This is a genomic window from Bradyrhizobium sp. CCGUVB1N3 (assembly GCF_024199925.1).
Taxonomy (GTDB): domain Bacteria; phylum Pseudomonadota; class Alphaproteobacteria; order Rhizobiales; family Xanthobacteraceae; genus Bradyrhizobium.
Map to the genome: position 1 here is coordinate 2,960,411 of NZ_JANADR010000001.1, position 23,019 is coordinate 2,983,429.

23 protein-coding genes, 1 pseudogene and 1 other annotated feature are annotated in these 23,019 nt (G+C 61.4%); of the genes and pseudogenes, 10 read left to right on the forward strand and 14 right to left on the reverse strand.

The window, feature by feature from the left end; genetic code table 11:
• The first annotated feature begins 278 nt into the window (after positions 1–278).
• On the forward strand, positions 279–776 hold the full coding sequence (locus tag NLM33_RS14080; protein ID WP_254096638.1) for a hypothetical protein: 498 nt from the start codon (positions 279–281) through the stop codon (positions 774–776).
• 48 nt (positions 777–824) lie between these two features.
• Here the strand turns inward: NLM33_RS14080 and NLM33_RS49630 are convergent, their stop codons facing one another.
• From NLM33_RS49630 to NLM33_RS14100, 5 genes are all read right to left on the reverse strand, one after another.
• Positions 825–1,115 carry a hypothetical protein gene (locus tag NLM33_RS49630; protein WP_371930117.1) on the reverse strand — a complete coding sequence of 97 codons (291 nt, stop codon included), beginning with the start codon at positions 1,113–1,115 and terminating at the stop codon, positions 825–827.
• A gap of 425 nt (positions 1,116–1,540) precedes the next feature.
• The gene (locus tag NLM33_RS14085) at positions 1,541–1,825 is read right to left on the reverse strand and encodes a hypothetical protein (RefSeq protein ID WP_254096639.1); all 285 of its coding nucleotides are present in this window, start codon (positions 1,823–1,825) and stop codon (positions 1,541–1,543) included.
• Between the two features lie 651 nt (positions 1,826–2,476).
• On the reverse strand, positions 2,477–3,865 hold the full coding sequence (locus NLM33_RS14090; RefSeq protein ID WP_254096640.1) for a hypothetical protein: 1,389 nt from the start codon (positions 3,863–3,865) through the stop codon (positions 2,477–2,479).
• Between the two features lie 366 nt (positions 3,866–4,231).
• Positions 4,232–4,447 (reverse strand): hypothetical protein, encoded by a 216-nt coding sequence (locus NLM33_RS14095; RefSeq protein WP_254096641.1) that lies wholly within the window; start codon positions 4,445–4,447, stop codon positions 4,232–4,234.
• Positions 4,448–4,672: 225 nt separating this feature from the next.
• Positions 4,673–5,515: a nodulate formation efficiency C protein gene (locus NLM33_RS14100; protein ID WP_254096642.1), complete on the reverse strand. Its 843-nt coding sequence runs from the start codon at positions 5,513–5,515 to the stop codon at positions 4,673–4,675.
• A 1,354-nt stretch (positions 5,516–6,869) separates the two neighbouring features.
• Here NLM33_RS14100 and NLM33_RS14105 point away from each other — a divergent pair.
• From NLM33_RS14105 to NLM33_RS14130, 7 genes and pseudogenes are all read left to right on the forward strand, one after another.
• The gene (locus NLM33_RS14105; RefSeq protein ID WP_254096643.1) at positions 6,870–7,163 is read left to right on the forward strand and encodes a hypothetical protein; all 294 of its coding nucleotides are present in this window, start codon (positions 6,870–6,872) and stop codon (positions 7,161–7,163) included.
• 215 nt (positions 7,164–7,378) lie between these two features.
• Positions 7,379–7,747: a transposase gene (locus NLM33_RS49635; RefSeq protein WP_371929946.1), complete on the forward strand. Its 369-nt coding sequence runs from the start codon at positions 7,379–7,381 to the stop codon at positions 7,745–7,747.
• A gap of 126 nt (positions 7,748–7,873) precedes the next feature.
• Positions 7,874–8,419, forward strand: a complete 546-nt coding sequence (locus tag NLM33_RS14110; protein ID WP_254096644.1) for a hypothetical protein — start codon at positions 7,874–7,876, stop codon at positions 8,417–8,419.
• A 123-nt stretch (positions 8,420–8,542) separates the two neighbouring features.
• Positions 8,543–9,190: pseudogene (locus NLM33_RS14115) on the forward strand (IS630 family transposase); the annotation flags it as partial.
• 258 nt (positions 9,191–9,448) lie between these two features.
• A complete protein-coding gene (locus NLM33_RS14120) occupies positions 9,449–9,847 on the forward strand; it encodes a hypothetical protein (protein WP_254096645.1) in 399 nt (132 codons plus the stop codon).
• 12 nt (positions 9,848–9,859) lie between these two features.
• A protein-coding gene (locus NLM33_RS14125) for an IS3 family transposase (protein WP_254094988.1) occupies positions 9,860–11,091 on the forward strand; the annotation gives its coding sequence in 2 pieces (ribosomal slippage) (positions 9,860–10,151 and positions 10,151–11,091; 1,233 coding nt in all).
• Positions 10,144–10,260, forward strand: a sequence feature (AL1L pseudoknot). (Overlaps the previous gene by 117 nt.)
• 586 nt (positions 11,092–11,677) lie before the next feature.
• Entirely contained in the window at positions 11,678–12,067 is a 390-nt protein-coding gene (locus NLM33_RS14130; protein WP_371929947.1) for a hypothetical protein, read from the forward strand.
• 183 nt (positions 12,068–12,250) lie between these two features.
• Here NLM33_RS14130 and NLM33_RS14135 read toward each other — a convergent pair whose 3' ends face one another.
• Complete coding sequence (locus NLM33_RS14135; RefSeq protein ID WP_254096646.1) at positions 12,251–12,967, reverse strand: peroxiredoxin-like family protein; 717 nt, start codon at positions 12,965–12,967, stop codon at positions 12,251–12,253.
• 272 nt (positions 12,968–13,239) lie between these two features.
• On the opposite strand from NLM33_RS14135, the gene NLM33_RS14140 reads away from it, so the two are divergent.
• Positions 13,240–13,722: a cupin domain-containing protein gene (locus tag NLM33_RS14140; protein ID WP_254096647.1), complete on the forward strand. Its 483-nt coding sequence runs from the start codon at positions 13,240–13,242 to the stop codon at positions 13,720–13,722.
• A gap of 73 nt (positions 13,723–13,795) precedes the next feature.
• Positions 13,796–15,004: an MFS transporter gene (locus NLM33_RS14145; protein WP_254096648.1), complete on the forward strand. Its 1,209-nt coding sequence runs from the start codon at positions 13,796–13,798 to the stop codon at positions 15,002–15,004.
• On the opposite strand, the gene ccoS is transcribed toward NLM33_RS14145, so the two are convergent.
• The 8 genes from ccoS to ccoN form a co-directional block, all read right to left on the reverse strand.
• A complete protein-coding gene (gene ccoS, locus NLM33_RS14150) occupies positions 15,001–15,183 on the reverse strand; it encodes a cbb3-type cytochrome oxidase assembly protein CcoS (protein ID WP_254096649.1) in 183 nt (60 codons plus the stop codon). The genes NLM33_RS14145 and ccoS overlap by 4 nt on opposite strands.
• Positions 15,171–17,375, reverse strand: coding sequence for a cation-translocating P-type ATPase (locus tag NLM33_RS14155; protein WP_254096650.1), 2,205 nt, complete (start codon positions 17,373–17,375; stop codon positions 15,171–15,173). Before NLM33_RS14155 ends, ccoS begins: the two co-directional genes overlap by 13 nt.
• 11 nt (positions 17,376–17,386) lie before the next feature.
• The gene (locus tag NLM33_RS14160; protein ID WP_254096651.1) at positions 17,387–17,881 is read right to left on the reverse strand and encodes a FixH family protein; all 495 of its coding nucleotides are present in this window, start codon (positions 17,879–17,881) and stop codon (positions 17,387–17,389) included.
• A gap of 21 nt (positions 17,882–17,902) precedes the next feature.
• Complete coding sequence (gene ccoG / locus NLM33_RS14165; RefSeq protein ID WP_254096652.1) at positions 17,903–19,369, reverse strand: cytochrome c oxidase accessory protein CcoG; 1,467 nt, start codon at positions 19,367–19,369, stop codon at positions 17,903–17,905.
• Positions 19,370–19,482: 113 nt separating this feature from the next.
• Positions 19,483–20,355, reverse strand: a complete 873-nt coding sequence (gene ccoP, locus NLM33_RS14170) for a cytochrome-c oxidase, cbb3-type subunit III (protein WP_254096653.1) — start codon at positions 20,353–20,355, stop codon at positions 19,483–19,485.
• A gap of 6 nt (positions 20,356–20,361) precedes the next feature.
• Positions 20,362–20,526 carry a cbb3-type cytochrome c oxidase subunit 3 gene (locus NLM33_RS14175; RefSeq protein ID WP_254096654.1) on the reverse strand — a complete coding sequence of 55 codons (165 nt, stop codon included), beginning with the start codon at positions 20,524–20,526 and terminating at the stop codon, positions 20,362–20,364.
• Positions 20,527–20,539: 13 nt separating this feature from the next.
• Positions 20,540–21,274, reverse strand: a complete 735-nt coding sequence (gene ccoO / locus NLM33_RS14180) for a cytochrome-c oxidase, cbb3-type subunit II (protein WP_254096655.1) — start codon at positions 21,272–21,274, stop codon at positions 20,540–20,542.
• 11 nt (positions 21,275–21,285) lie between these two features.
• Positions 21,286–22,935, reverse strand: a complete 1,650-nt coding sequence (gene ccoN / locus NLM33_RS14185) for a cytochrome-c oxidase, cbb3-type subunit I (RefSeq protein WP_254096656.1) — start codon at positions 22,933–22,935, stop codon at positions 21,286–21,288.
• Positions 22,936–23,019: the final 84 nt, after the last annotated feature.

The window sequence follows — 23,019 nt, forward strand, 5'->3', positions numbered from 1 at the left end:
TCCAATTTCAAGCGGCACGTTGATTGCGTCGTTCGGGGGGCGCCGGCGGACGCGGTTCTCTCCGAATGTCCGCTCTTCGAAACCGACTTAGCGTTCATGAGAACGTCGAAACTTTCGAGGGGAGGTAGGCCCTCATCGCCAGCCATTGACCAGCGCGGCCTACAAATTCTTGTAGTTGACCAGTGCAACGTTCTTCGGGCCGAATCGCGCTCACGATGAGCACTACCTGTTTAGGGGCATCAAGCGCAATCAGACCGTAAGGAAGGAGAGCCAAAGTGATGTCACCAATCGAAGCAATCGCCAGTTGGCTGGAAGCGCAAGGTGCGGATCTGCAAATTGAGATTGCCGGCTTGGCGACATTCTTCATTTTCGCAGACAATAACGTACTCACGTTCGGGGACAGTGACGTGCTCACGCTGGGCCGGCCGGAGCTGCTTCATTCTCTTCAGCGATGGTTGAACGAGCCGGACTTAGCATCATGCACCGCCGCAGAGCGTGCTCTGACCTTCCGAGTTTCCTTTGAGCACTTTGCCGAAAGTAGATTCACGGACGCCGGATGGAAACGAACCGAAGAGCTTGTGCGCAAAACTCTGGAAGAGGCTAAGCGCGACCAGAAGTTCGCGGCTGCGCACAAGGCGCAGAATATGCTTAAGAGTTTGTCAGACCGAAAAAAGTACTGGTATGAGGCCGGGAAATCCTGGAAAGAATTGGCCGCGACTTACCTAACAGTCGATGCTCTCGCTAAATGGGCCGATAGTGAAGCGCAGGGGGCCTGAGCACGGCGATCATATTCGTTTGCCGGGGCCGCCTCATCGGAACACCTGTTAGTCTTGGTAGATTCCGCGATTTCTCTGCACGCATATATTCCGCAGCCAATGGAGGCCGCGCCCAGCTCTTCGTCTTGTTGCTCCCTTAAGGAGAAGATAGGTTCCATCTTTCGAGAAGATGACCCCAGGCGCACCGCAGGTGGTCAGCGCAGCCAGAATAGTCTCGGTCCACCGCCGGAGCCATTTTGCACGCCGGTCGGCCATGCGCTCGTGCGCTTTATGGGAATAAGCACAGCGCCCATAGCACTCGCGGACCTGCGATTCTAGCGCGGGAGATCGCAGTGGCAGCCTGGTATGGACCGACGATTATCCCACTGTTACAACTTGTGAATTTCTTGTCGATTCTTTTTTCGCCGAATTTTGGGCGCTCAAAAAACGTTAGCTCGCGCCGCTTCTTCAATGCGGTCCTGCGCTTCTGCCGAAGGCGAAGCGATTGAAGCGGCCCCACAGGGCGGCGCCGCATACAAGGACGTGTCGGGCATCATGTGGGCGCCCCCTACGGTACCACCACAATTCAGTCCGAACGGCGCTGCCGGGCCCTCTCGATTGCAACCCGACACGCGGAGGGGAAGGTTAGTGCAACGTCGGTTGTGAATTCATAGTCCTCGGATGTATTGCGGGGCGAGACAATCCGGAAGCGCCATTTTCGCCTCCCGCTTGGCTTTTTACCGTGTTCACGCTCCCACAACGAAGTGTCAAAGCGCATGCCTGCCCTAACGACCGTGCTTTCTAGCGTGGTATGCCGACACACCGGCGGCCGCCGCGCTCGCCACTGCGTCGTCGTCCAGCGCATCGCGTGCGATCTGGCCGCCATCACGCGCCACGTCCCAAAGGCGAGGCTCATCTTTTGGCTGGTATCTGTCGGGCTCGCCGTTGATGGGGCGATGGGGACCATCATAGCGCCTCGGGTCCCCGTAAAAGCGCAACGCGAGTTCCAAGTCGGCGACCCGATGAAGCAACACAGTCGCTTCCATCGCGATGAGGTCGGCTTCTGTCATCTTGGGTCGGTTGCACCTTCGTGTTTGCTCGGGAGCACCGTTGGATACTGCGACCATGTCGATTTCGCGCAGGCAATCAAGCGGCACTCCGCGTCGCCACCGCAGCTGAAGCCAAAAGTGAGCAAGTGACCGTCTCATCCTTTTGGACGGGGCTAGCCGGGACACTTCGACCCGGCGAACGACGTCAAGGATGAACAACTGGGCCGGTAAGTCTTCACGCTCTACTCCAGTCTCTCCCGCGCGATCATTGCGGACCAATCGCGCCCTTGCAGGGAGCCGAAGAAGGCGCGTCGCAATTCGATGCTTGGCTCTGTCCACACATCAGCGCCTCGTGGGCAAAGCTTGCGTGCCGCCGCTTCCGCATCTTCCAACCTCGCGTGTTTCGACGCCAAGGCCCACTTACCCGGCCGGGGCGTGCGCGCGTATTTGTATACGTAGAACATGCGCTATCTCCGTGCTAAAAATTAGCGCTTCGTTCTCGCCGTCCGCAACCTATGACGACCGGCCAACCGATTGAGGGGCTTCCACTCAAAGGAGCAACAGCCGCGCGTTGAGAACACCGCCATATCTAACCTTAATCATTGCTGCTTCCCTCCCCGATGCTGAACCCATGAACAGGATGATACCCGGATAGGACGCGCATTGCGTTGATCACGTGGATTGATTGATTTTTTGGTCCATCCATGTGAGTGCTGCGATGAGCTTGTTCAATCCATGCGGGTCGCGTGCGATCACACTGAGTGGAATGCTGGGATACTTCGTTAAGTCGGCGTCCGTGAGGTGAACATTCTCGATCGCGTCAAATTTCTGCATCAGCTCGCGACGCACCTGCAACGGCCCGAAGACCGGTTTATTTTCCAGCGAGCCAAACTGCATGTACAGCTTCCCGTCGGACGAGAGGTATACCGGATTGATGCTGACTCCATTCGGCTTGAAGGCGGGGTACACCGATCCGTTCTCCTTGCCAGTACCGAATATGACAGTCCGCGCGCCGTCCTTTCGCATCCAGTCATAGATTTGGCGCGCGATCTGTAACTCATTCGCGCCCACCGTGGCCTCAAGCGTGTCAAATAGCCGCCCCTCGTCCCAGCGTGGGCCTACGCCGCCCCGCTTGCTCGCGGCCTCCTGCGTTTGACCATAAACTCTAGGCACCAGCACTTTGAGCTGGTCACTTTCGAATTGTCGGAGTTCGATCGCCAGCACTTCCACTCGCTCCATCTGCTCGTTCAAGAATTCGACGATGCGCCTAAGCTCGAGGGGAATGATGTCGGCAACAAACAGCAGTCGAATTCGCTTTGCCTGAAGATTGGTCTTCACTCGCTGCCAGAACTCCTCGACATCACCTTCAGGTCCGATGAGCTCATTCAATGGCGCCTTGTCCGTTAGCCCGGCTTCCTTGCAGGTCTTCTCCAATGCTGATCGCAGCGTCTCGGCCGACCAGTATGTGACGCAGCTGGCTGCATAGTCCAACATCTGACCAACGACTTCACGCCTGATGCGGCTATCGCTCCGTCGCTTTAGCTCCACTAAGGTAGGAATGCCCTCTTGGTCGAGAGCGATCGACCATAGCGAAGCGCCGAGCTCTCCAGTGGCAATAGAAAGCTCTCTGGCGACCAGCATCCATCGGCGCGGGTTCTGCGGGGCGACCTGATCTCCAACGAGAAGCTGCGGAAACTTGGATAGCAGCCGCTGAAAATCATCTTCCTTCGCAAAAGACGCGGGCTGCATTGGGACAAGCGTGTCTTCGCCCCGTAAAAGAAATAGGCCTGATTGATCCGACGCGCGAAGTGGAATGATCTCGCAGCCCCGTTCCTTCAGGTAACTATTTGCTTCGTTGTCGCCGCCAAGGCTTGACACTGGCGTGCCAGTCGCCATCGAAATGATTTGCTTAACCGGGTAGCGGCTTCCATCGCGCTCGATGGCGTACCGATGTGCTTGGTTGCTCTCCCAATCTGCCCACTGCGGACTGGCCCGGAGCTCTTTGTCAAAGCGATCCAATGTCTTGGCGATCTCTTCTGCTGAAACAGACGGTATTGACATTTGCCCCTATGCTGCAAGTTGCGGTGCGTTTGCTTGACCGGATCAAGGGATCCGGGATCAAGGGAGAAGATAGGCTGGGCGAGTTGTTGGCCTGTTCTGTAGCGCGCTAGACGATCTGGGACACTTCCTAGAAGATTGGGGCGCTGAACAAGCCGCTCGAGACTCGTTCGACGCGATCCCCGGACGTACCGATGCTTCTTGTTGGTGCGCATCACTCTGCGCGCATTCACGAACGGGTCAAGCGGTGCCGAGTTCTTCGGCTCCCACCGCGAGACAACGATTTCGTGACGGGAATCGCCGATGCCAAGCGCGGCAACGACGACGCAATAGTCTCGGCAAGTAGAGCTAAACGACGCATGGTCCCTCCTAGGCTAGACGGTTGCGCCCAACGCGTCGCGTCCACGATTGTGCTTCGCGAAACAGCGGTGGCGTGGTGTGGCTCAATGCGCGCACGACGCTTGCGGTCCGAGCGTCCAGCAATTTCCGTTCTTCGCGGCCCGCTTGTGCAAACGCTTCGCGGGCCAGCACGTCGGGGGCGCGCAAGCGGCAGGTGCCGATGAAATTGAACACGGCACCAATCAACGTGTGCGCATCTCCCTTGGGGAGCACCACAATTGCACCTCAACCCATTTTTCGGTGAGAGTGACAGACAATGGCGGTCCAGATAGTCGATTGGCGGAAGAATTCCTTTCTCACATACATCGTCTGGGGGGCGAGTTTGTGGACCGAGAACACATTGAGCAGCCACGCGGCGACTTCACGTTCAATCATCGTCATCCGCCACGGTATCGGCAGCGCAAGCCAATGTCAGTGTGCCAACGCCTTCCGGGACGCCTCGACGGCTTCCTGATCTTTCGGTTCCGCAAAATCAAACAAAGACTCTGGGGCATAGGTCGCGATACGCTTGGCTAGGAACGATTGCGGCTCCCAATCTTGCCCCTCGCGCTTCTCGAAAGCGATGACATCGCGGGTAGAATGACCAGCCCCCTGAACATCGCAGTCGACCGAAAGCTGAACGCGCCACAAGCCGTCCTTGACCGTTTGTTGCTCGTCCAGCATCGGCAAGTAGTCCATCTTAACACCATCGCCAATAATGCAACGACCGCGCCGTAGAAGATCGCCCAGCTTGCCTTGCGCTGTCGTCACGAAGTTAAAGTTAGCGGGATCAAGTAGAAAGCGCCGGTTCACTCCCGTTTCGTTGCTTGTGGCCTCGTCAGCAAGAAGTGAGAGTGCGAACGCCCGCCAGCCTAGTTCCATCGGTTTTGCATCTGGCGTCACAAGTGTCACTGTGCCGTCGCGTCCCACCTCCCAGGTGACCGTATGGTCGTCCGTTGTTCTATCAAACTTGTGTTTGGCCCAGGAAAGCACGACCGGCTCGCCTGTGTCAGTCTTTCGGCCACGCTCCCATCCTTTGGGAACGAAGTGTGCGACCTTCGCGACCCTGGCAAAGATTTGCTCCGCCGTCTCACCATCATGCGCTCGCCAAGTTGATCTAACCTGGTTGATCAGGGCGTTGTCTTCCGCACGCACGTCGTCGCTCTGCCCGGCCAGCCCACCCGGCAAAATCCGTAGGCCAAGACTGAAACTAAGTCCAAGACCGAGACAGAGACAGAGACAGAACCAAAACCGAAGCACGCGCCTATCGGTCATTTTCTCTGCCCCACGCTGCCAGTCCTCATATGCGCTTCGCATTTGTATCCCGATGAGATCCGCGAGGCGCCTACCAGAGTTGGTTGGTCACGATGCCGGCCGCCTCGACGACTCCCGGTCCGGGCTGGCCTGGAAATGAAGTTTCAGGAAGCGCTACGGCGCGCGGGTTCTGGTCCCGACCGCCGAAATCGAGTGCTATCTGGCAACGCTGGCCGATACTGCGGGCGAACACAAGCCGCCCCGGCGTGACCCGCGCGGTGGCTGGAATGCCGTCCCCGTCGGGGCCTCATAAATTCGCCTCATCCGCTCTGCCCACAACAGCGACCGAAGCGCGGACATCAATTCGCGTCGGCGTCGACATCAAGACATCGGCATGTCAAAAAGCTGACAGATCCGACGCAAACATGATGCGAACTGGGATCTGATCTTGGCACGAAGGGTGCACGACTTGGTAATGCTCGGGGCTGCTTCTCCCCGCGGCTGGTCAGCATCGTGCTCAGCGATCGTTGACTATGGAAGTTAGCGGCGTGTGACTCACACGTGCGGCAGTCATGTGACCGCTAGTCTTCTCGGCAGCGCGGGCGGACAGCGACAGCGTCCTCTCGCCGCGGACTGTCCAGTCACGCCCGCGCTGCACTGTTAGGCGTATGTGGCGTGCGCGTCAGGTTTCAGACATTTGCACATGAAGCGCCCGGGTCCGAACAGCAAAACAGACAGAAAGAGGACAGTTAAGGCGGCACGCTCCTTGCTTCGCTGGGTGGGCATCGGCGGTCTTGCACGGGCGGCGATGCTGCGGGCGGACCCGGGATGTTTCCAACGCCATGTCGGGTCCGTCCCGTTCGTGCTCGCGAGGCACCATGGAGCAACATGTCCGAGCGGCTTCCGCGGCGATTGTGTTCGCGCATGCGCTCGATCGCGAAGTCCTCAGCGTGTACGAACATGAAGGCCGCAGGTACAACAGGATCAGTGTTCGCGTAGCCGGGAGCTTAGCAAACGGTTACGACTTCGACAATGAGTGCCACATCGCCGGTGCGCTACCGAGCATATATCATTTCGGTGCCAAGTCGCATTGGCTGCTAAGACCTAAGCGCCCGCGATACTATAGCGGCTTTGACTATTGCACCTCAACCCGCTTCTCGGTGAGGGTGACAGACAATGGCGTCCAGATAGTCGATTGGTGGAAGAATTCCTTGCTCACCTACACCGTCTGGTGGGCGGCAGGTCACGCCGTCGAAGTGGGAGCTACGCGATGGAAATCACGTTGGTAGAGATCACGTCAGCAATTGGTGCTGTGCTCGTTTATACCGCGATCGTGATTGCTTGCTGGTGGGCAATTCTGTGAAGCGGCGCCACCATGGCAAAGTATCTGTGCTCGTATGACTTGGAAGAGACTTTCGCGGAAGACGCTTTCGCGGCCGCCCACCCTGTGTTCTTGAAACAGGCCGTGGCGCACGGCTGGCAGGCTTGGATGCTCGGCAGCAACAATCTATGGTACCGCCTTCCATATACGACCCTGCAGGGCACGTTTGCCGATATGGCAACTGCCGAGCTTGCATTGGAGGCGCCCGCGCCGCGGCCGAGCGCGACCATCAGCAAGTGGATTATCGTGCAGTATGATTCCGATCGCTTTAGTTCCGACGAACGGTGAGAGCTAGAAAAAGGGGCGTGGCACGTTGCTGCTTGCGTTCTTCGACTTCCCTGCCGAGCATTGGGCTCATTTGCGCACCTCGCATCCAATCGAGAGTCTCCGCCGAGGGTGCCAAGGCACCCGACCGAACCAGACGCGGACGTAACGCGAGGTCGCAGTCGCTTTGGCAGGCGGCTCTGCATACCGCGAAGATGAACGGACGTCGACCCGCACGCATGGCTCACACAAACCGTTTTGCGGCCTGGATTGGTCTCACGCCCAAACAGAATTCATCCGGAGGTAAGGACAGGCGCACCACGGCGGTTGCACCAAGAACAAGCAGGGCCCGGTGTTGCCGTCTCTGGAAGGCCGCGAGCGGTCTCGACTGTAAGATGTCTGTCCGAGGGTCTCTCATGTCAGATGCAAACCTACCGCCCAGTGAGACCGCACCATATCGCCCCAAGACCAAACGCGCCCAAAAAGAAGAAGCAAAGCCAAGCTGCGCGACAAAGAGCAATCCGAGCGGTCAAGCAAACCGCTCGGGAAAACGCGGCGACAGCTCACTTAGCGTTGATGAGAACGTCGAAACTTTCGCCAGCCGTTGACTAGGGCCGCCTACAAATTCTTGTAGTTGACCAGTGCAACGTTCTTCGGCCGAATCGCTTTCACGATGAGCACTACCTAGTTAGGGGCATCAAGCGCAATCACGACCGTAAGGAAGGAGAGCCAAAATGATGTCGCCAATACCAACAGAAGCAATCGTCAGTTGGCTGGAAGCGCAAGATCTGGACCTGCAAATCGACGTCGCGTCATTCGCCTCGTTCTTGATTTTCGAGGATGGCGACGTTCCCTCGCTTAGCACGCCGGAGCAGCTCGAAGCTGTTCGTCAATGGTTGAGCGAACCCGAATTGGAATCGCACGCCGCCGCAAGCCGTGCTCTGACCTTCCGTATCTCCATGGATTACTTCGTCGAGGGTAGAACGACCGGCTGCGGATGGAAACAAACCGAAGCAAAGCTGCGCAAAACTCTGGACGAAGCTAAGCGCGTCGGGAAGTTTTCGGCTGCACGCAAGGCGCAAAGGATGCTTGAGCTATTGCCCGCACGACAAGCAAGATGGCATGAGGTGGCGAGATCCTGGAATGAACTGGCTTCGACTCGCCTGACTCTTAAGGCTCTCACTGATTGGAACGATAAGCGCCCCAGCCTGAAAACTATTTCAAGTGCTGCGAATCCTCCATTGGTTGCCATCGCGTCGCGCCTTCGTCATGCCCATTAATGAAGGTCATCATTAGATTCGCGGCAGAGTCGCATTGCTATGCCATGCCTTTGCAGGCAACAGCGATGGAGCATTCGATGGCGCGGCAATTGGCACCCTTGATCCTAACCGACGTGGAGCTGGCTGAACTGGAAGGCGTTGGCTGGCCGCCGCAAGACAGCCCAAGCCCTGGCATTGAGGGCGCGGATCGTTCTGGCCTATGCGGAAGGCTGCCAGAACAAGGAGGTGGCGGCGAAGCTCGGTGTGGTCGAGATGGCGGTCGGCAAGTGGCGTCGGCGTTTTGTACGGGACCGCCTGGAGGGCCTGCGCGACGAGCCAAGGCCAGAAGCCCCCGGGACGATTGACGATGCGCGCATCGAAGCTACCATCGTAAAGACCTTGGAAAGCCTTCCAAAGGATGCGACCCACTGGAGCTCGCGCGGCATGGCGAAGGAAAGCGGGCTGTCCGTCTCAAGCGTGCAGCGCATCTGGCGGGCCTTCGGTTTGCAGCCTCATCGGATGGAGACCTTCAAGCTCTCGACCGACCCGGATTTCGTGGCCAAGGTGCGCGATGTGGTCGGCCCCTACGTCTCCCCGCCCCAGCGGGCCGTCGTCCTGTGTGTGGACGAGAAGTCCCAAATCCAGGCGCTCGACCGTAGCCAGCCCGTGTTGCCCATGCGTCCCGGTCAGCCTGCACAGCGCAGCCACGACTACACGCGCTATGGCACGACCTCGCTCGTCGCGGCGCTCGACATTGCAACCGGCAAGGTTATCGGCAACTGCTATTCCCGCCAAGTGTGCGCACACTGCTGGTGCGCACGTCACCTCCAAATCTTAGGGGGCAATCATCGGGTCATCGGGACCGAACTCGACGGCCGACCCGAAAGCACTCGTCGCGGGCACGCCAATCGATCGGAATGGCCTTGGAGGCACGATCGGCACCGCCTCCTTTGCTGCCACACGCACAAACTGGGAGCGACAAATGGATTGACGCAGCACCCCGTTAACAATCTATAGTTGCTTAAGGGAAAACGCCGGGGCTAATTTATAATGGTAAAGCGCTCACCGAGAAAGTTTGAGGCCTTCGTTATGCATGCGCATCACGATACGGCCGCCACCTATTCCGATCTTTTCGACAAACTCAGCCGGCTGCGCGCGGAAGATCGGTTGTACAAATTCAGCGACGAAGTGGTGCTCGGCTTCCCGATCGCATCGAAGGAGTCGGGCGGGTATTTTATCCAGTCGGTGTTGGGTAGCTCCGAGTCAGCGCTTGTTCTCAACACTGAGACGGGAAGCACCCGAGAAAATACCTTGGCCAAATCCGAAATGCTCAGCCATCCGACACACTTGTCCGTCTCTCCTCAAAAACGTCGAGCTGCCATTGAGTATTCGCATCGGGGCCCGAAAGCGCTGAACCGCCACGGGTTTGCCGGAGGCTCCAACTCCTGAGAGGATGGAGCCATGACAAGCAAGACGACGAACAAGTTTTCACCCGAGGTCCGGGCTCGTGCGGTTCGGATGGTTCTGGATCATGCGAGCGAGCACCCGTCGCGGTGGGCGGCCGTGACCTCGATTGCGGCCAAGATCGGCTGCACACCGCAGACGCTGCACGACTGGGTCAAGAGGGACGAAGTCGATAGCGGACACCGGGCCGGCGTTCCGACCGACATGGCCGAGAAGCTGAAGGCGCTGGAGCGGGAGAACCGTGAGCTTCGGCAGGCGAATGAGATCCTGCGCAAGGCGAGCGCGTATTTTGCGATGGCGGAGCTCGACCGCCGGTCCAAGCCATGATCGCCTTCATCGACGATCATCGTGGGGCGCATGGGGTCGAGCCGATCTGCAAGGTCTTGCCGATCGCCCCTTCGACCTACCACGCCCATGTGGCCAGGCGGCGCGATCCTGCCAGGCTGTCGGCGCGCGCCAGGCAGGACGCTACCCTGAAGATCGAGGTTCGGCGGGTGTTCGATGAGAACTTCCGGGTCTATGGCGTGCGCAAGGTCTGGCGGCAGCTCGAGCGGGAAGGCTTCGATGTTGCCCGCTGCACGGTGGCGCGACTGATGCGGGACATGGGTTTGCAAGGAGTCATCCGCGGCAAACCCGTCAAGACCACGATCAGCGACAAGGCCGCGCCATGCCCGCTGGATCACGTCAACCGCCAGTTCAGGGCGCCAAGGCCGAACGTTCTTTGGCTCTCCGACTTCACCTATGTCGCGACCTGGACCGGCTTCGTCTACGTCGCCTTCGTCATCGATGCCTACGCCCGCAGGATCGTGGGGTGGCGGGTCTCGCGCACGGCGCATGCGGGCTTCGTGCTCGATGCGCTGGAACAGGCCCTGCACGATCGCCGGCCGGTCCATCGCGGCGGGCTCGTGCACCACAGCGACAGGGGCAGCCAATACGTCTCGATCAAATACACCGAGCGTCTGGCTGAAGCTGGTATCGAACCTTCTGTCGGCAGCGTCGGGGACTCCTATGACAACGCTCTCGCCGAAACCATCAACGGCCTCTACAAGGCCGAGGTGATCCATCGGCGCGGGCCATGGCGCAGCTTCGAGTCCGTCGAGTTCGCGACGCTGGAATGGGTGGACTGGTTCAACAACCGAAGGCTCCTCGAGCCCATCGGCAACATCCCGCCGGCCGAAGCCGAGCAACGCTACTACGCCATGCTGGAACAACCCGCCATGGCGGCATAACTTAAACCAAATTGCCTCCGGCAAACCCGGGGCGGTTCAGTAGCGGACTTTTTAGTTGGGGAGTCAAGAAGCTTGGAAAGGCTTCATCTGCGTCCGAAAGGCGGTCCCCAACGTCGGAAAAACCGTGGTCGGCGACACAAGGCTCCAACTCACCCCTGGCGAGCTCGGTTGAGCGAGAAAGATCCAAACTACTTTCTGCCAAGCGCTTGGTCTATCGGGGAAATGCCATACTAGACCGATTCGGGGTACAAAGGTTCGGAGAAAATTCGGTTCTCCGGGCCTCTCCACGCCCTAGGTAGTTCGATCGGCGACGAGGCTTCTCAGGCGGGAAGAAAGCAGGAAAGCGGCAGGATTTTCGGCCTTTCTCTACACGGACGTACGAAAGTGCGTTGGCTGGGTGGCGGAGCGAGAGAGATTCAAACCCACAGTACAGCTCCCGCTGAGCCATCGCAAAGGTAACAAGGTCAAACGTTCGCACATCAGACGAGCGCTCCATGGTTTGAGGGTTCACCGTGTTACCGTGGATGCAGGGCGTGTCGGACTGGCTCGGCGGCAGTCAAAAGTGACGCTTAAGAGCAGACGAGGCGTGCTGAAGCTGCGCCATGATCGGTTCGTGATCGACGGCGAGGCCGTGGTCCTGGGCGTCGATGGGATATCCAACTTCGATGCCTTGCAGTCCGGCAAGTACGATGACGAGGTCCAGCTTTACGCCTTCGACATGCTTGCAGGCGAAGGCGACGACTATCGCAAGCTGCCGCTGTTCCTACGCAAGCAGAACCCGGCCCAGCTTCTGGTGCGCCGTCCCGAGGGCATCCATGCTGCGCCCTTCGAGCAAGGCGAGATCGGGCCCGACCTGTTTCGCACCGCTTGCAAGATGGGCTTAGAGGGCCTGGTGTCGAAGCATCACGAGCGCGCCTATCGCGGTGGCCGTTGCGCCCTGGGTCAAGGTCAAGAACCCCGAGCATCCCGGCTGTAGCCGCGTCCAGGACGCCCCACGAGCGGCGTACCGGAAAAATGCTGGAAAACGCTTGAAAAACGCTATTCCCGACACTTGGCGGACACTCGCGGGATGACCCATTGAGAGTGTTGCGTTTTTCCCGGTAATAAGCTTCCCACAAGGGGAGAAGGGAACGCAGTTCGCCGGGCGTCGAGTCGAACTCTACTGCTCCCGGCTCGCGCTTTCCAAAGCCGCGAGCAGATCATCGATCTCCATGCGCGTGCGGAAGTCGGGATCGACGAAGCGCGCCTTGACGATGCCGTCGCGACCAACGACGAAGACTGCGGGGATCGGCAGGACCCAGCCGTCGTTGCCGTGGAATTTGGCCATATCCTGGTAGGAGAGAAGCTGTTGAATCTCGGCGCCGAGCCAGATCGCGAGATTGAGCGAGAGCGCATAGCCGTTGTCGAGATCGGTGAGCACCGGGAACGGCGCGCCGGACTCTGCCTTGAATTTCTCTGAAAATTCCTGCGTCTCCGGCATGATCGCGACGATCTGCGCGCCCATCGCCTTGATGCGATCGTGCGCCTCGGTCACCGCGCGGACGTTCAGCCGGCAGTAGGGGCACCAATGGCCGCGGAAGAACATCATGGCCGCTGGGCCACGCTCCAGCAGCGAAGGCAGTGTGATCAGCTTCCCGTTCTCGTCCGGCAGCATGAACGGCGGCATCGCCTCGCCCGATCGCGGCGCGTTTTCGCCGCCGCCATTCTCGTTCAATCTTACCACCAGGCGATCAACCGCCGCACCATAGGCGGGAAAGATCTCGCGGCCGGCGTCGGCATAGGCACGAAGCTGCTCGTTCAGCGTGCCCTCCATATCGCGGCAGCGCTGGAAAGCGAGCCTTAGCCGCTCGGCATTGGCTGGTGAGAGGGACGTCATTTTCGGCTCCGGCGTTACGGCTCGAATACTAGGTTCGTCGCAGGGCCGCCCGCAAGGGGCGGCCTCGAGAACGCGGTGTCAGCGCACATCGAACGCCGGATCGCGCGAAGGCGGAAATGCCGATCCCCAATCGGTTCGATAGCCGCCGCCTATCGATAGCGCAGGGCTATCGCGTCGAGAGCGAGATGGCATTTCATCGGATACCTCGCTTCGACCAGGCTGATCCCACAGCCGGCCATCAACGAGGCCGCGGCCAACAGAGGAGAAGTTCCATGTTCAAGCATCCAATCCTGTCGCGCGCAGTGTGGGCGGGCCTTGCACTCGCCGGTGCACTCATGGTCTCGGCACAACCGGTATTCGCCGGCGAATGTCCGGCCGACAAGATCAAGCCGAATGCACGCCAGATGGTCGACTACAAGCCGGTCGGCGTCACCGACGTCACGCTCGGCTCCATCGATCTCGAAAAACAGCCCGCGAACATCAGGGAGCGCGAGCTTCGCTTCCGAAGGTTGACGATCGAGCCCGGCGGCATCGTGCCGTGGCACAGCCATGACGACCGCCCCGCCCTGATCTTCGTGCAGCAGGGCGAGATCGTCGAATACGCCTCCAACTGCATCGATCCGATCGTGCACAAGGCTGGCGACCTCCGTCCCGAGGTCTACGGCACCTCGCATTGGTGGAAGAATCTCGGCAAGGAGACGGTCATTCTCTATGTCGGCGACGTCCGCAAGGATCCGCGCGACCACAATATGTGACGAGCGCACTCAATTGCCTCTGTCGTCATTCCGGGCATCCGGAATGACGACCAAGTTGAGGAGACTTTGTGTCATGACCGACCTGTCTGCACGCATGAAACCGCTTGCAATGGAAATGGGCCAGCATTCGCGCAGTACTGTGCTGCGCTCCATCATCATCGGCCTGACCGCCTTCCTCACCGTGGTCGACCTGTTCGCCACCCAAGCGATCCTCCCCTCGCTGACGCGGCACTACGGCGTGACGCCGGCGGCCATGGGTTTTGCCGTCAATGCGAGCACCTTCGGCATGGCAATCGCCAGCCTCGTGGTCGGCTTCTTCAGCCCGCACATCGATCGACGGCTTGGCATTCTACTGAGCCTGACCTTGCTCGCGTTCCCCACCAGTCTGCTCGCGTGGGCGCCCAACCTCACGATCTTCACCGGCTTGCGCGTCCTCCAGGGCCTCTGCATGGCCTCCGCTTTCGCGCTGACGCTCGCCTATCTCGGCGAGCAGTGCAGTGCGATGGATGCCGGCGGCGCGTTCGCCGCCTACATCACCGGCAATGTCGCGAGCAATCTGATTGGCCGGCTCGCCTCGGCCGCGGTCGCGGACAGCCTCGGCTTGGCCTCGAACTTCTATTTCTTCGCTGCGCTCAATCTGGCAGGCGCCGTGCTCGTCCATTTCAGCATCCAGCGCGCCCGGCCGATGCAGGCGATGACGCCGGCGGCCTCCCCGCTCAACGCCATGTCGACGCATTGGCGCAGTCCGCGGCTGCGCGCCGCGTTCGGTCTCGGCTTCTGCATCCTGTTCGCCTTCATCGGGACTTTCACGTTCGTCAACTTCGTGCTGGTGCGGCCCCCACTGTCGCTGGGCATGATGGACCTCGGCCTCGTCTACCTGGTCTTCCTGCCATCAGTCGTCACCACCCTGCTCGCGGGCCGTGCCGTGGCACACATCGGAACGCGACCAACGATCTGGGCGGCGCTCGGCGTTGCCGCACTTGGCCTGCCCCTGATGCTGACGTCGCATCTGGCCAACGTGCTGACCGGCATGGTGCTGGTTGGCGTCGGCACCTTCTTCGCCCAGGCGGCCGCAACCGGCTTCGTCGGGCTGGCGGCCAGCGAGAACCGCGGCGTCGCCAGCGGGACGTATCTGGCGTGCTATTTCAGTGGCGGTCTCGTCGGTACGGCGGTGCTTGGCCGGCTGTTCGATGCTTATGGGTGGACGGCCTGCGTCATCGGTGTCGGAGCGGCGCTGGCCATTGCCGCACTGCTGACGGTTGCAATCCGAAGCGATGCCTAGCGCTTCACCTCCGCCAAATCGGGCTGCGGCTCCTGCGGAGGATCATCATCGGCGATGGCGCGCCAGGCCGCGCCGTCGAGATCGTCATATTGGCCGCTCTTCAGCGACCAGAGGAAAGCGGCGAGGCCTGCAAGCCCGAGCCCCAGCGCCAGAGGGACGAGGATGATCAGGACTTCCATGATGTGATCCTCCGCGAGGCGCTGCGCGCGCGCAGCGCATTCAGCATGACCAGGATCGACGATCCGCTCATCGCGGCCGCCGCGATCAACGGCGTGACGATGCCGCTGATCGCGATCGGCACCGCCAGGATGTTGTAGCCGATCGCGAGCCAGAGATTTTGCCGCATCAGGTGCAACGCCTTGCGGGCGTAGTCGACGGCCGTCACGACCGGCGCCAGCGGCTTGCCGAGGAAGACGAGGTCGGCGGTCGCCTGGCTGAGATGCGCGGCCGAGATCGGCGACATCGAGACGCGGGCCGCAGCGAGCGAGGGCGCATCGTTCATGCCGTCGCCGACCATCAGCACGCGCGTGCCACGCCGTTTCAACTCCTCGATCCGCGCGATCTTGTCGGCCGGCGTGACACCGGCGCGCCACTCGGGAATGCCGAGCGTATCTGCCACCGCTTTCACCGCGGGCTCGCGGTCGCCGGAGAGGATTTCGATGCCGATATTGCGCGCCTTCAGCGCCGCGATCACCGTGACCGCATCCGGACGCAGGGCCTGCCGCACTGTAAAGACAAATTTTTCGGCGCCCCTGCTGAAGGCCACGATGGATGCTTCGGGGTCGAGATCGACGCGGCTTCTTGCCAGATCCTCGGCACCGCAGAAGGATGGCCGGCCGAGGCGGACCTCGACACCACCGACGTTCGCGCGCACGCCCTGCCCGGCCTCCTCGACAGCACCGACGATCGGCGACTTGGCACGGGCGGCCTGCGCCACCGCAGCCGCCACGGGATGATGGCTCGACAATGCGAGCTGCCCGGCGAGCGCAAAAATATCGGTGGGGATCGCCGCCGCATTGACCACGTCGAGATCGGGCAGCGTCAGCGTGCCGGTCTTGTCGAAGATGATATGATCGGCCTCCGCCAGCCGTTCGATCGCGTCACCGGCGTTGAGCAGCACGCCGGATTTGAACATCGCGCCCGAGGCCACCGTCTGCACCGTCGGGATCGCGAGTCCGAGCGCACAGGGACAGGTGATGATCAGCACGGCGACGCCGGTGACGATCGCATCATGCCAGCCTGCGCCAGCCAGCACCCAGCCGAGAATGGTGAGGAGCGCGGTCGCATGCACCACCGGCGCGTAGAGGCGCGAGGCGCGGTCGGCGAGCCGCCGATAGCGCGAGCGTGCCTGGAGCGCATTGTCGAGCAGGCGCGTGATCTCCGCGAGCAGGGTCGCTTCCGACGCGGCCGAGACCCGCACCCGCAAGCTGCCGGAGATATTCATCGAGCCGGCGTAGATCGGCGTACCCTTGTCAGCCGTGACGTAAAGCGTCTCGCCGGTGATCAGGCTCTGATCGATCTCCGAACGACCCTCGATCACGGTGCCGTCGACAGCGCAGCGCTCGCCGGGCCGCAGCAGCACGATGTCGCCCGGATTGATCGCGGCGACCGGCACCTGCGAGATCTCGTCGGGCCCGACGAACTTTGCCGCGGTCTCGGCCTTCAGCGCCGCCAGATTGCCGGCAACCGCACGCGTCCGCCGTCGCATGTTCTGGTCGAGAACGCGCCCGACCAGGAGAAACGTCAGCAGCATGATCGCGGCGTCGAAATAGGCGTGCTCGGCGTGATGGATGGTCTCGACCACGGACATGCCGAGCGCGAGGGTCACCCCGATCGAGATCGGGACGTCCATGTTGGTGGTCTTCGCCGACAGCGCGCGCCAGGCCGAGCGGAAGAACGGCTGGCCGGCATAGGCTGCGGCCGGCAGCGCGATCAGCGCCGACAGCCAGTGGAAGAAATCGCGCTGCTCGGGCAGCATGTCGCTGACATTGCCCGACCACACCGGGATCGACAGCATCATCACGTTCATGGTGGCGAAGGCCGCAACGCCGAGGCAACGGAGCAGGAAGCGCGACTCGGCGACCTCGGTCGCCTCAGCGCTTGCCGTCTCATAAGGATAGGCCTTGTAGCCGAGCTCTTCGAGCCGGTCGATCAAGCGCGCGGGATCGAGCGTACCCTCCTTCCATTCCAGCGCGACGCGGCGGTCGGTGAGATTGACCCGCGCCAGCGTCACGTCGGGAATGGCGGAGAGACCGCGCTCGATCTTTGCCATGCAGCCGGCGCAGTGCACGCCCTCGACGGCGAGATCGATGCGCTGGAGCCCCTCACCCGCGGCACGAACATAATGGGAAAAGTCGCGCGAGACCTGCATGACGAATTCCTTCAGTTCAGGATCACGCGATTGCGCGACATGAACATGCGCTCGCCGCGCGCATCGCCCTCGAGCACGAGATCCCACTGGCCTGGTGCGACGGCCGCCGCGTTGCCGCCATAGACGCCGATGCCGGTCTCGGCGAATTCGACGGAAATATCCGCGCGCTTGTCGGTCGGCCGCTCCAGTCGCCCCAGGAATTTCAGGCCGGTGACCGGCCGGCCGGTGGCATCGCGAGCCTCGATCCGCACCGTCGCACTGCCATCGGCGCTGCGCTGGATCTTCGCGTCGACCTGCCATTTCCGCTCCGCCTGCCCCCGCGCCGCAGCGATCTCCTTCTCGTAGGTGAGACCGGCGGCATAAGGGCTGTCGACTTCAGTGCCGGGAAGCGTCGCGATCGCAAGCTTCATCATGGTGACGTTGACGCCGATCACGACGCCGAAAAACGCGATCAGGATAGCGAGGACCGTGGTGCCGGTCAGTGGCTTCGGTGCGGCGGATGCCATGGCGAACTCCAAACGATGCTCTCAGGGCGCGACGAAATTGTCGGTGGCGGAGGCGGCCTCGCCGAGCCCGATATCGGTGACGTGGAAATGAACCGGGATCGATTTCTCCGGATTGCTTTCGGCCGGCGCCGTCACGAGCAGCCGCAATTCCGCGGTCTGGTCGCGGCCGATCACGATCATCGGCCGGTCCGGCGTCACGGAATCGACGCCGACGACGTGGACCGTCGCATTCACCGGCCCGTCGACGTCGATGGCGATCACGCGGTCGAAGCCGCGCTTGTTGAGCAGGCGGACGGTATAGGCGTTGCGGATCGAGCCGTCGCTGAGCCTGACCGCAACGGGGTTGCGGTCGTGCAGCACGTTGACGTCGAGCAGGCTGCGGGTCAGCAGCGCATAGAGCATGATGCCGCCGACGGCCGCAATCATCGCGCTGTAGATGATGGTGCGGGGCCGCACGATGCGGTAGATCGGCGGCTTGCCTTCCTGGCGGCGCTGGATGTTGATGTCGTTGTCATAGGCGATCAGGCGGGTTGGCCGCCCGATCTTCTTCATCACGGTGTCGCAGGCGTCGATGCACAGGCCGCACTGGATGCATTCGAGCTGCGGTCCGTTGCGGATGTCGATGCCGGTCGGACAGACCGCGACGCACTGGTAGCAGTCGACGCAGTCGCCGACCTGCTCGCCGAGCGCGCGCAGCTCGGCGGCCTTCTTGACCGACGTGCGCTTCTCGCCGCGGTCGTAGCGGTAGGTGACGTTGAGCGCCCATTCGTCGGTGAGCGCGGCCTGGATGCGCGGCCACGGGCACATATAGGTGCAGACCTGCTCGCGCATGTAGCCGGCAAGCACATAGGTCGTCGCGGTGAGGATGCCGATCCAGATATAGGCGATCATCGGCGCCTGAAACGTGATGAGCTGCTTCACCAGTGTCGGCGCATCGTTGAAGTAGAGCACCCACGCACCGCCGGTCCACCAGGCGATCAGGAGCCAGATCGAATGCTTGAGCACGATCTCGGAGATGCGCTCGAGCTTCATCGGGTCGGAAGACTTGTCCTTCTTCATGCGCTCGCGCCGGTCGCCTTCGATCAGGCGCTCGACCGCATAGAACAGGTCGGTCCAGACGGTCTGCGGACAGAGATAGCCGCACCACAGGCGGCCGCCGATGGAGTTCATCAAGAATAGCGCCACCGCGGCGACGATCAGAAGGCCGGTGAAGTAGTAGACCTCCTGCGGCCACAGCTCGATGAAGAAGAAATAGAAGCGGCTGTTGGGCAGGTCGATCAGCACCGCCTGGTTCGGCGCGCCGAGGCCGCGATTCCAGCGCACGAAGGGCAGGAAGTAGTAGACGCCGAGGCAGAACGCCATCAGCCCCCATTTGATGCGGCGGAACGTGCCCGAGACGCTCTGGGGGTAGACTTTCTTGCGGGACGCGTAGAGCGGCCCGTAATCGTCGTCTGAGGTGAGCTCGTTGGGGTTCACGGCCGTGTTCATCGCTGGAAACGTCTCGACAGGTACGATCTAACCTAGAGCGAACGCCGGCTGGCCAGTTGATCCAGCTCAAGCGGGGGCACGTTTTTCACCGCCCCCGCCGGTCGCTGCCCTGGTTACTTGCCGCCGCCGAGCGAGTGGACGTAGACCGCCATCGCCTTGAGGGTGGCGGGGTCAAGCCGTCCGTCCCACGCCGGCATGACACCGGAGCGGCCCTGGCTGATGGTCTCGATCAGGGTCGCCTCGTCCGAGCCGTAGAGCCAGATCTTGTCGGTCAAATTGGGTGCGCCCATCTCCTGATTGCCCTTGCCGCCGTCGCCATGGCAGGCGACGCAATTCTCAGTGAAGATCTTTTCCCCCTTGGCCGCGTCAAAGCCCTGCCGGGTCGGCAGGCCCGACAGCGAGCGGACGTAGTTGGCCACCGTGACGATCTCGTCGGGCTTCAAGACGCCGTCCTTGCCGAAGGCGAGCATCTGGCCCTCATGGGTCTTGGCGTGACCGGACCGCGCGCCGAACTGGATGGTCTGCATGATCTGTTCGAGCGTGCCGCCCCACAGCCAGTCGTCGTCATTGAGGTTCGGGAAGCCCTTTGCGCCGGCGGCGCCGCTGCCGTGGCACGGCGCGCAATTGTCGCCAAATACGACCCTGCCCTTGGCACGCGCGAGCGCCAGCAGCGCCGGATCCTTCTCGATGTCGGCGAGCGGGGCCGCCGCCAGCGCCGCCATCTTCTCGCCGCGGGCGGCCTCGAGATTGGCGAGTTCCACCGCGAGGCTGGCGCGCGTTGAATAGCCGAACAGACCGGTGGTGTTGCTCGAGATCAGCGGCCAGGCCGGATAGACGATCCAGTAGCCGATCGCCCATATGATGGTGAGGTAGAAGGTTATCAACCACCACCGCGGCAGCGGCGTGTTCAGCTCCTTGATGCCATCCCATTCGTGTCCGGTTGTAGTCCTGCCGGAGACACTGTCGATTTCACCGTGGTCGGTCATGATCCCTTACTCCTCGCGCAATGGCAGTCGCGCTGCTTCGTCGAAAGCGGCCTTGTTGCGCGGCCAGAATGCATAGGCGACGATCGCGAGGAAAATCGCGACGAAGACCGGCGTCCAGATCGTCGTCACGAGATCGGACGCAAGGTTATGGACTGTCAGAATTGCTTTCATCGTTCATGCCTTCTCAGCGGAGATTGGCTTTCTCGTTGTAGAGCTTGAAGTCGACGAGCGTGCCGAGCATCTGCAAATAGGCGATCAGCGCGTCCATCTCGGTCGGAGTGCCCGGCTTGCCGTCGAAGTTGCGTACCACCGCCTTGGCGTAGCGCTTGGTGAAGGCGTCGCTGCCGGCATTGTCCGGATCGGCCTGCGCCTTCATGTCGTTGGCCGCATTGGCGATCTGGTCGTCGCTGTAGGGCACGCCGACGGCCTTGAGGGTGCGCATGTGATCGGCAATCGTGGCGGGATCGACTTCATTCTCGCCCAGGAACGGATAGCCCGGCATCACCGACTGCGGCACGATGGCGCGCGGGTTGGTCAGATGGGTCACGTGCCAGTCGTCGGAATATTTTGCACCGACGCGGGCAAGATCGGGACCGGTGCGCTTGGAGCCCCACTGGAACGGGTGGTCGTACATGCTCTCGGCGGCGAGCGAGAAGTGACCGTAGCGCTCGACCTCGTCGCGCAGGGGACGGATCATCTGCGAGTGGCAGAGATAGCAGCCCTCGCGGACGTAGATGTTGCGGCCGGCGAGCTCGAGCGGCGTGTAGGGCCGCACGCCGTCGACCACCTCGATCGTGCTCTTGAGGTAGAACAGCGGCGCGATCTCGACGAGACCGCCGATCGAGATCACCAGCAGGATGCCGACGACCAGGATGATCGAGTTCTTTTCGAAGATTTGGTGTCGAGTCCAGAAAGACATTGTCGAACTCCTCATTCCGCCGGCTGAAGAGCGACGGGCATCTGCACTTCCGCCTCACCGACGCGCACGGTCATCCAGAGATTGTAGGCCATGATCAGCGCGCCGATCAGGAACAGCCCGCCGCCGGCGGCACGGATGATGTAGAAGGGATGCATCGCTTCCACGGTCTCGATGAAGGAATATTCGAGGAAGCCGAGCGAGGTGTAGGCGCGCCACATCAGGCCCTGGAGGATGCCGGACACCCACATCGCCGAGATGTAGAGGACGATGCCGAGCGTCGCGATCCAGAAGTGCCAGTTGACGAGCTTGAGGCTGTAGAGGCCCTTGCGATTCCACGCCCACGGCACCAGGCAATACAACGCGCCGAACGAGACGAATCCGACCCAGCCGAGCGCACCGGAATGCACGTGGCCGATGGTCCAGTCGGTGTAGTGGCTGAGCGAGTTGACGACCTTGATCGACATCATCGGGCCTTCGAAGGTCGACATGCCGTAGAAGGCGACGGAGACCACGAGCATGCGCAGCACGGGGTCGGTGCGCAGCTTGTCCCAGGCCCCCGACAGCGTCATCAGGCCGTTGATCATGCCGCCCCACGAGGGCATCCACAGCATGATCGAGAAAGTCATGCCGAGCGTCTGCGTCCAGTCCGGCAGCGCAGTGTAGTGCAGATGGTGCGGGCCGGCCCAGATGTAGAGAAAGATCAGCGACCAGAAGTGGATGATCGAGAGCCGGTAGGAATAGACCGGCCGCTCGGCGCGTTTGGGGATGAAGTAATACATGATGGCGAGGAAGCCGGCGGTCAGGAAGAAGCCAACCGCGTTGTGGCCGTACCACCACTGGAACATCGCATCCTGGACGCCGGCCCAGGCGACGTAGGACTTGGAACCGAACACCGATACCGGCAGCGCAGGATTGTTGCCGAGATGCAGGACGGCGATCGTCACGATGAAGGCGAGATAGAACCAGTTCGCGACGAAGATGTGCGGTTCCTTGCGCTTGATCACCGTCACGAGGAAGACGAGCAGATAGACCACCCAGACGATGGTCAGCCAGAGGTCCGCATACCATTCTGGCTCGGCATATTCCTTGGACTGGGTGACGCCGAGCAGATAGCCGGTGCCGGCGACCAGAATGAAGAAGTTGTAACCGACCACGACGAACCAGGGCGCGAGATCGCCGGCAAGGCGCACGCGGCACGACTTCTGCACGACGTAGAATGAGGATGCGATCAGCACGTTGCCGCCGAAGGCGAAGATCACCGCCGAGGTGTGCAGCGGACGCAGGCGGCCGAAACTCGTCCAGGGCAGATCGAAGTTGAGCGCGGGCCAGGCCAGCTGCGAGGCGATGATCAGGCCGACCAGGAAGCCGGCGATGCCCCAGAACATCGACATGAAGGCGGAGAACTTGATCGGCCCCATATTGTAGTTGGGCCGTCCGTTGATTTCCGCGGGCGGCAGCGCCGCCGGGCGCTCGAAGTAGCGGTTGAGAATGACGAAGACCGCCGCGACGCTCGCCGCAGCGCTCAGCGAGGCATGGAAGGCGAAGGGCGCATCGAGCGCCTTGGCGGCTGCGATCACGCATAGAAAGGCGCTGACCGCGAACACCACCGCCAGGCCGCTTTCACCGATGGTCATGGATTTGGAACTGGAGGTCTGGCTCATGCGGATTCTCTCTGAAAGAACACGCAGCCAGAAACCATATTCATGCTCGCGGGGAATTGATTGAAATCAAGATAGCCGGATTTC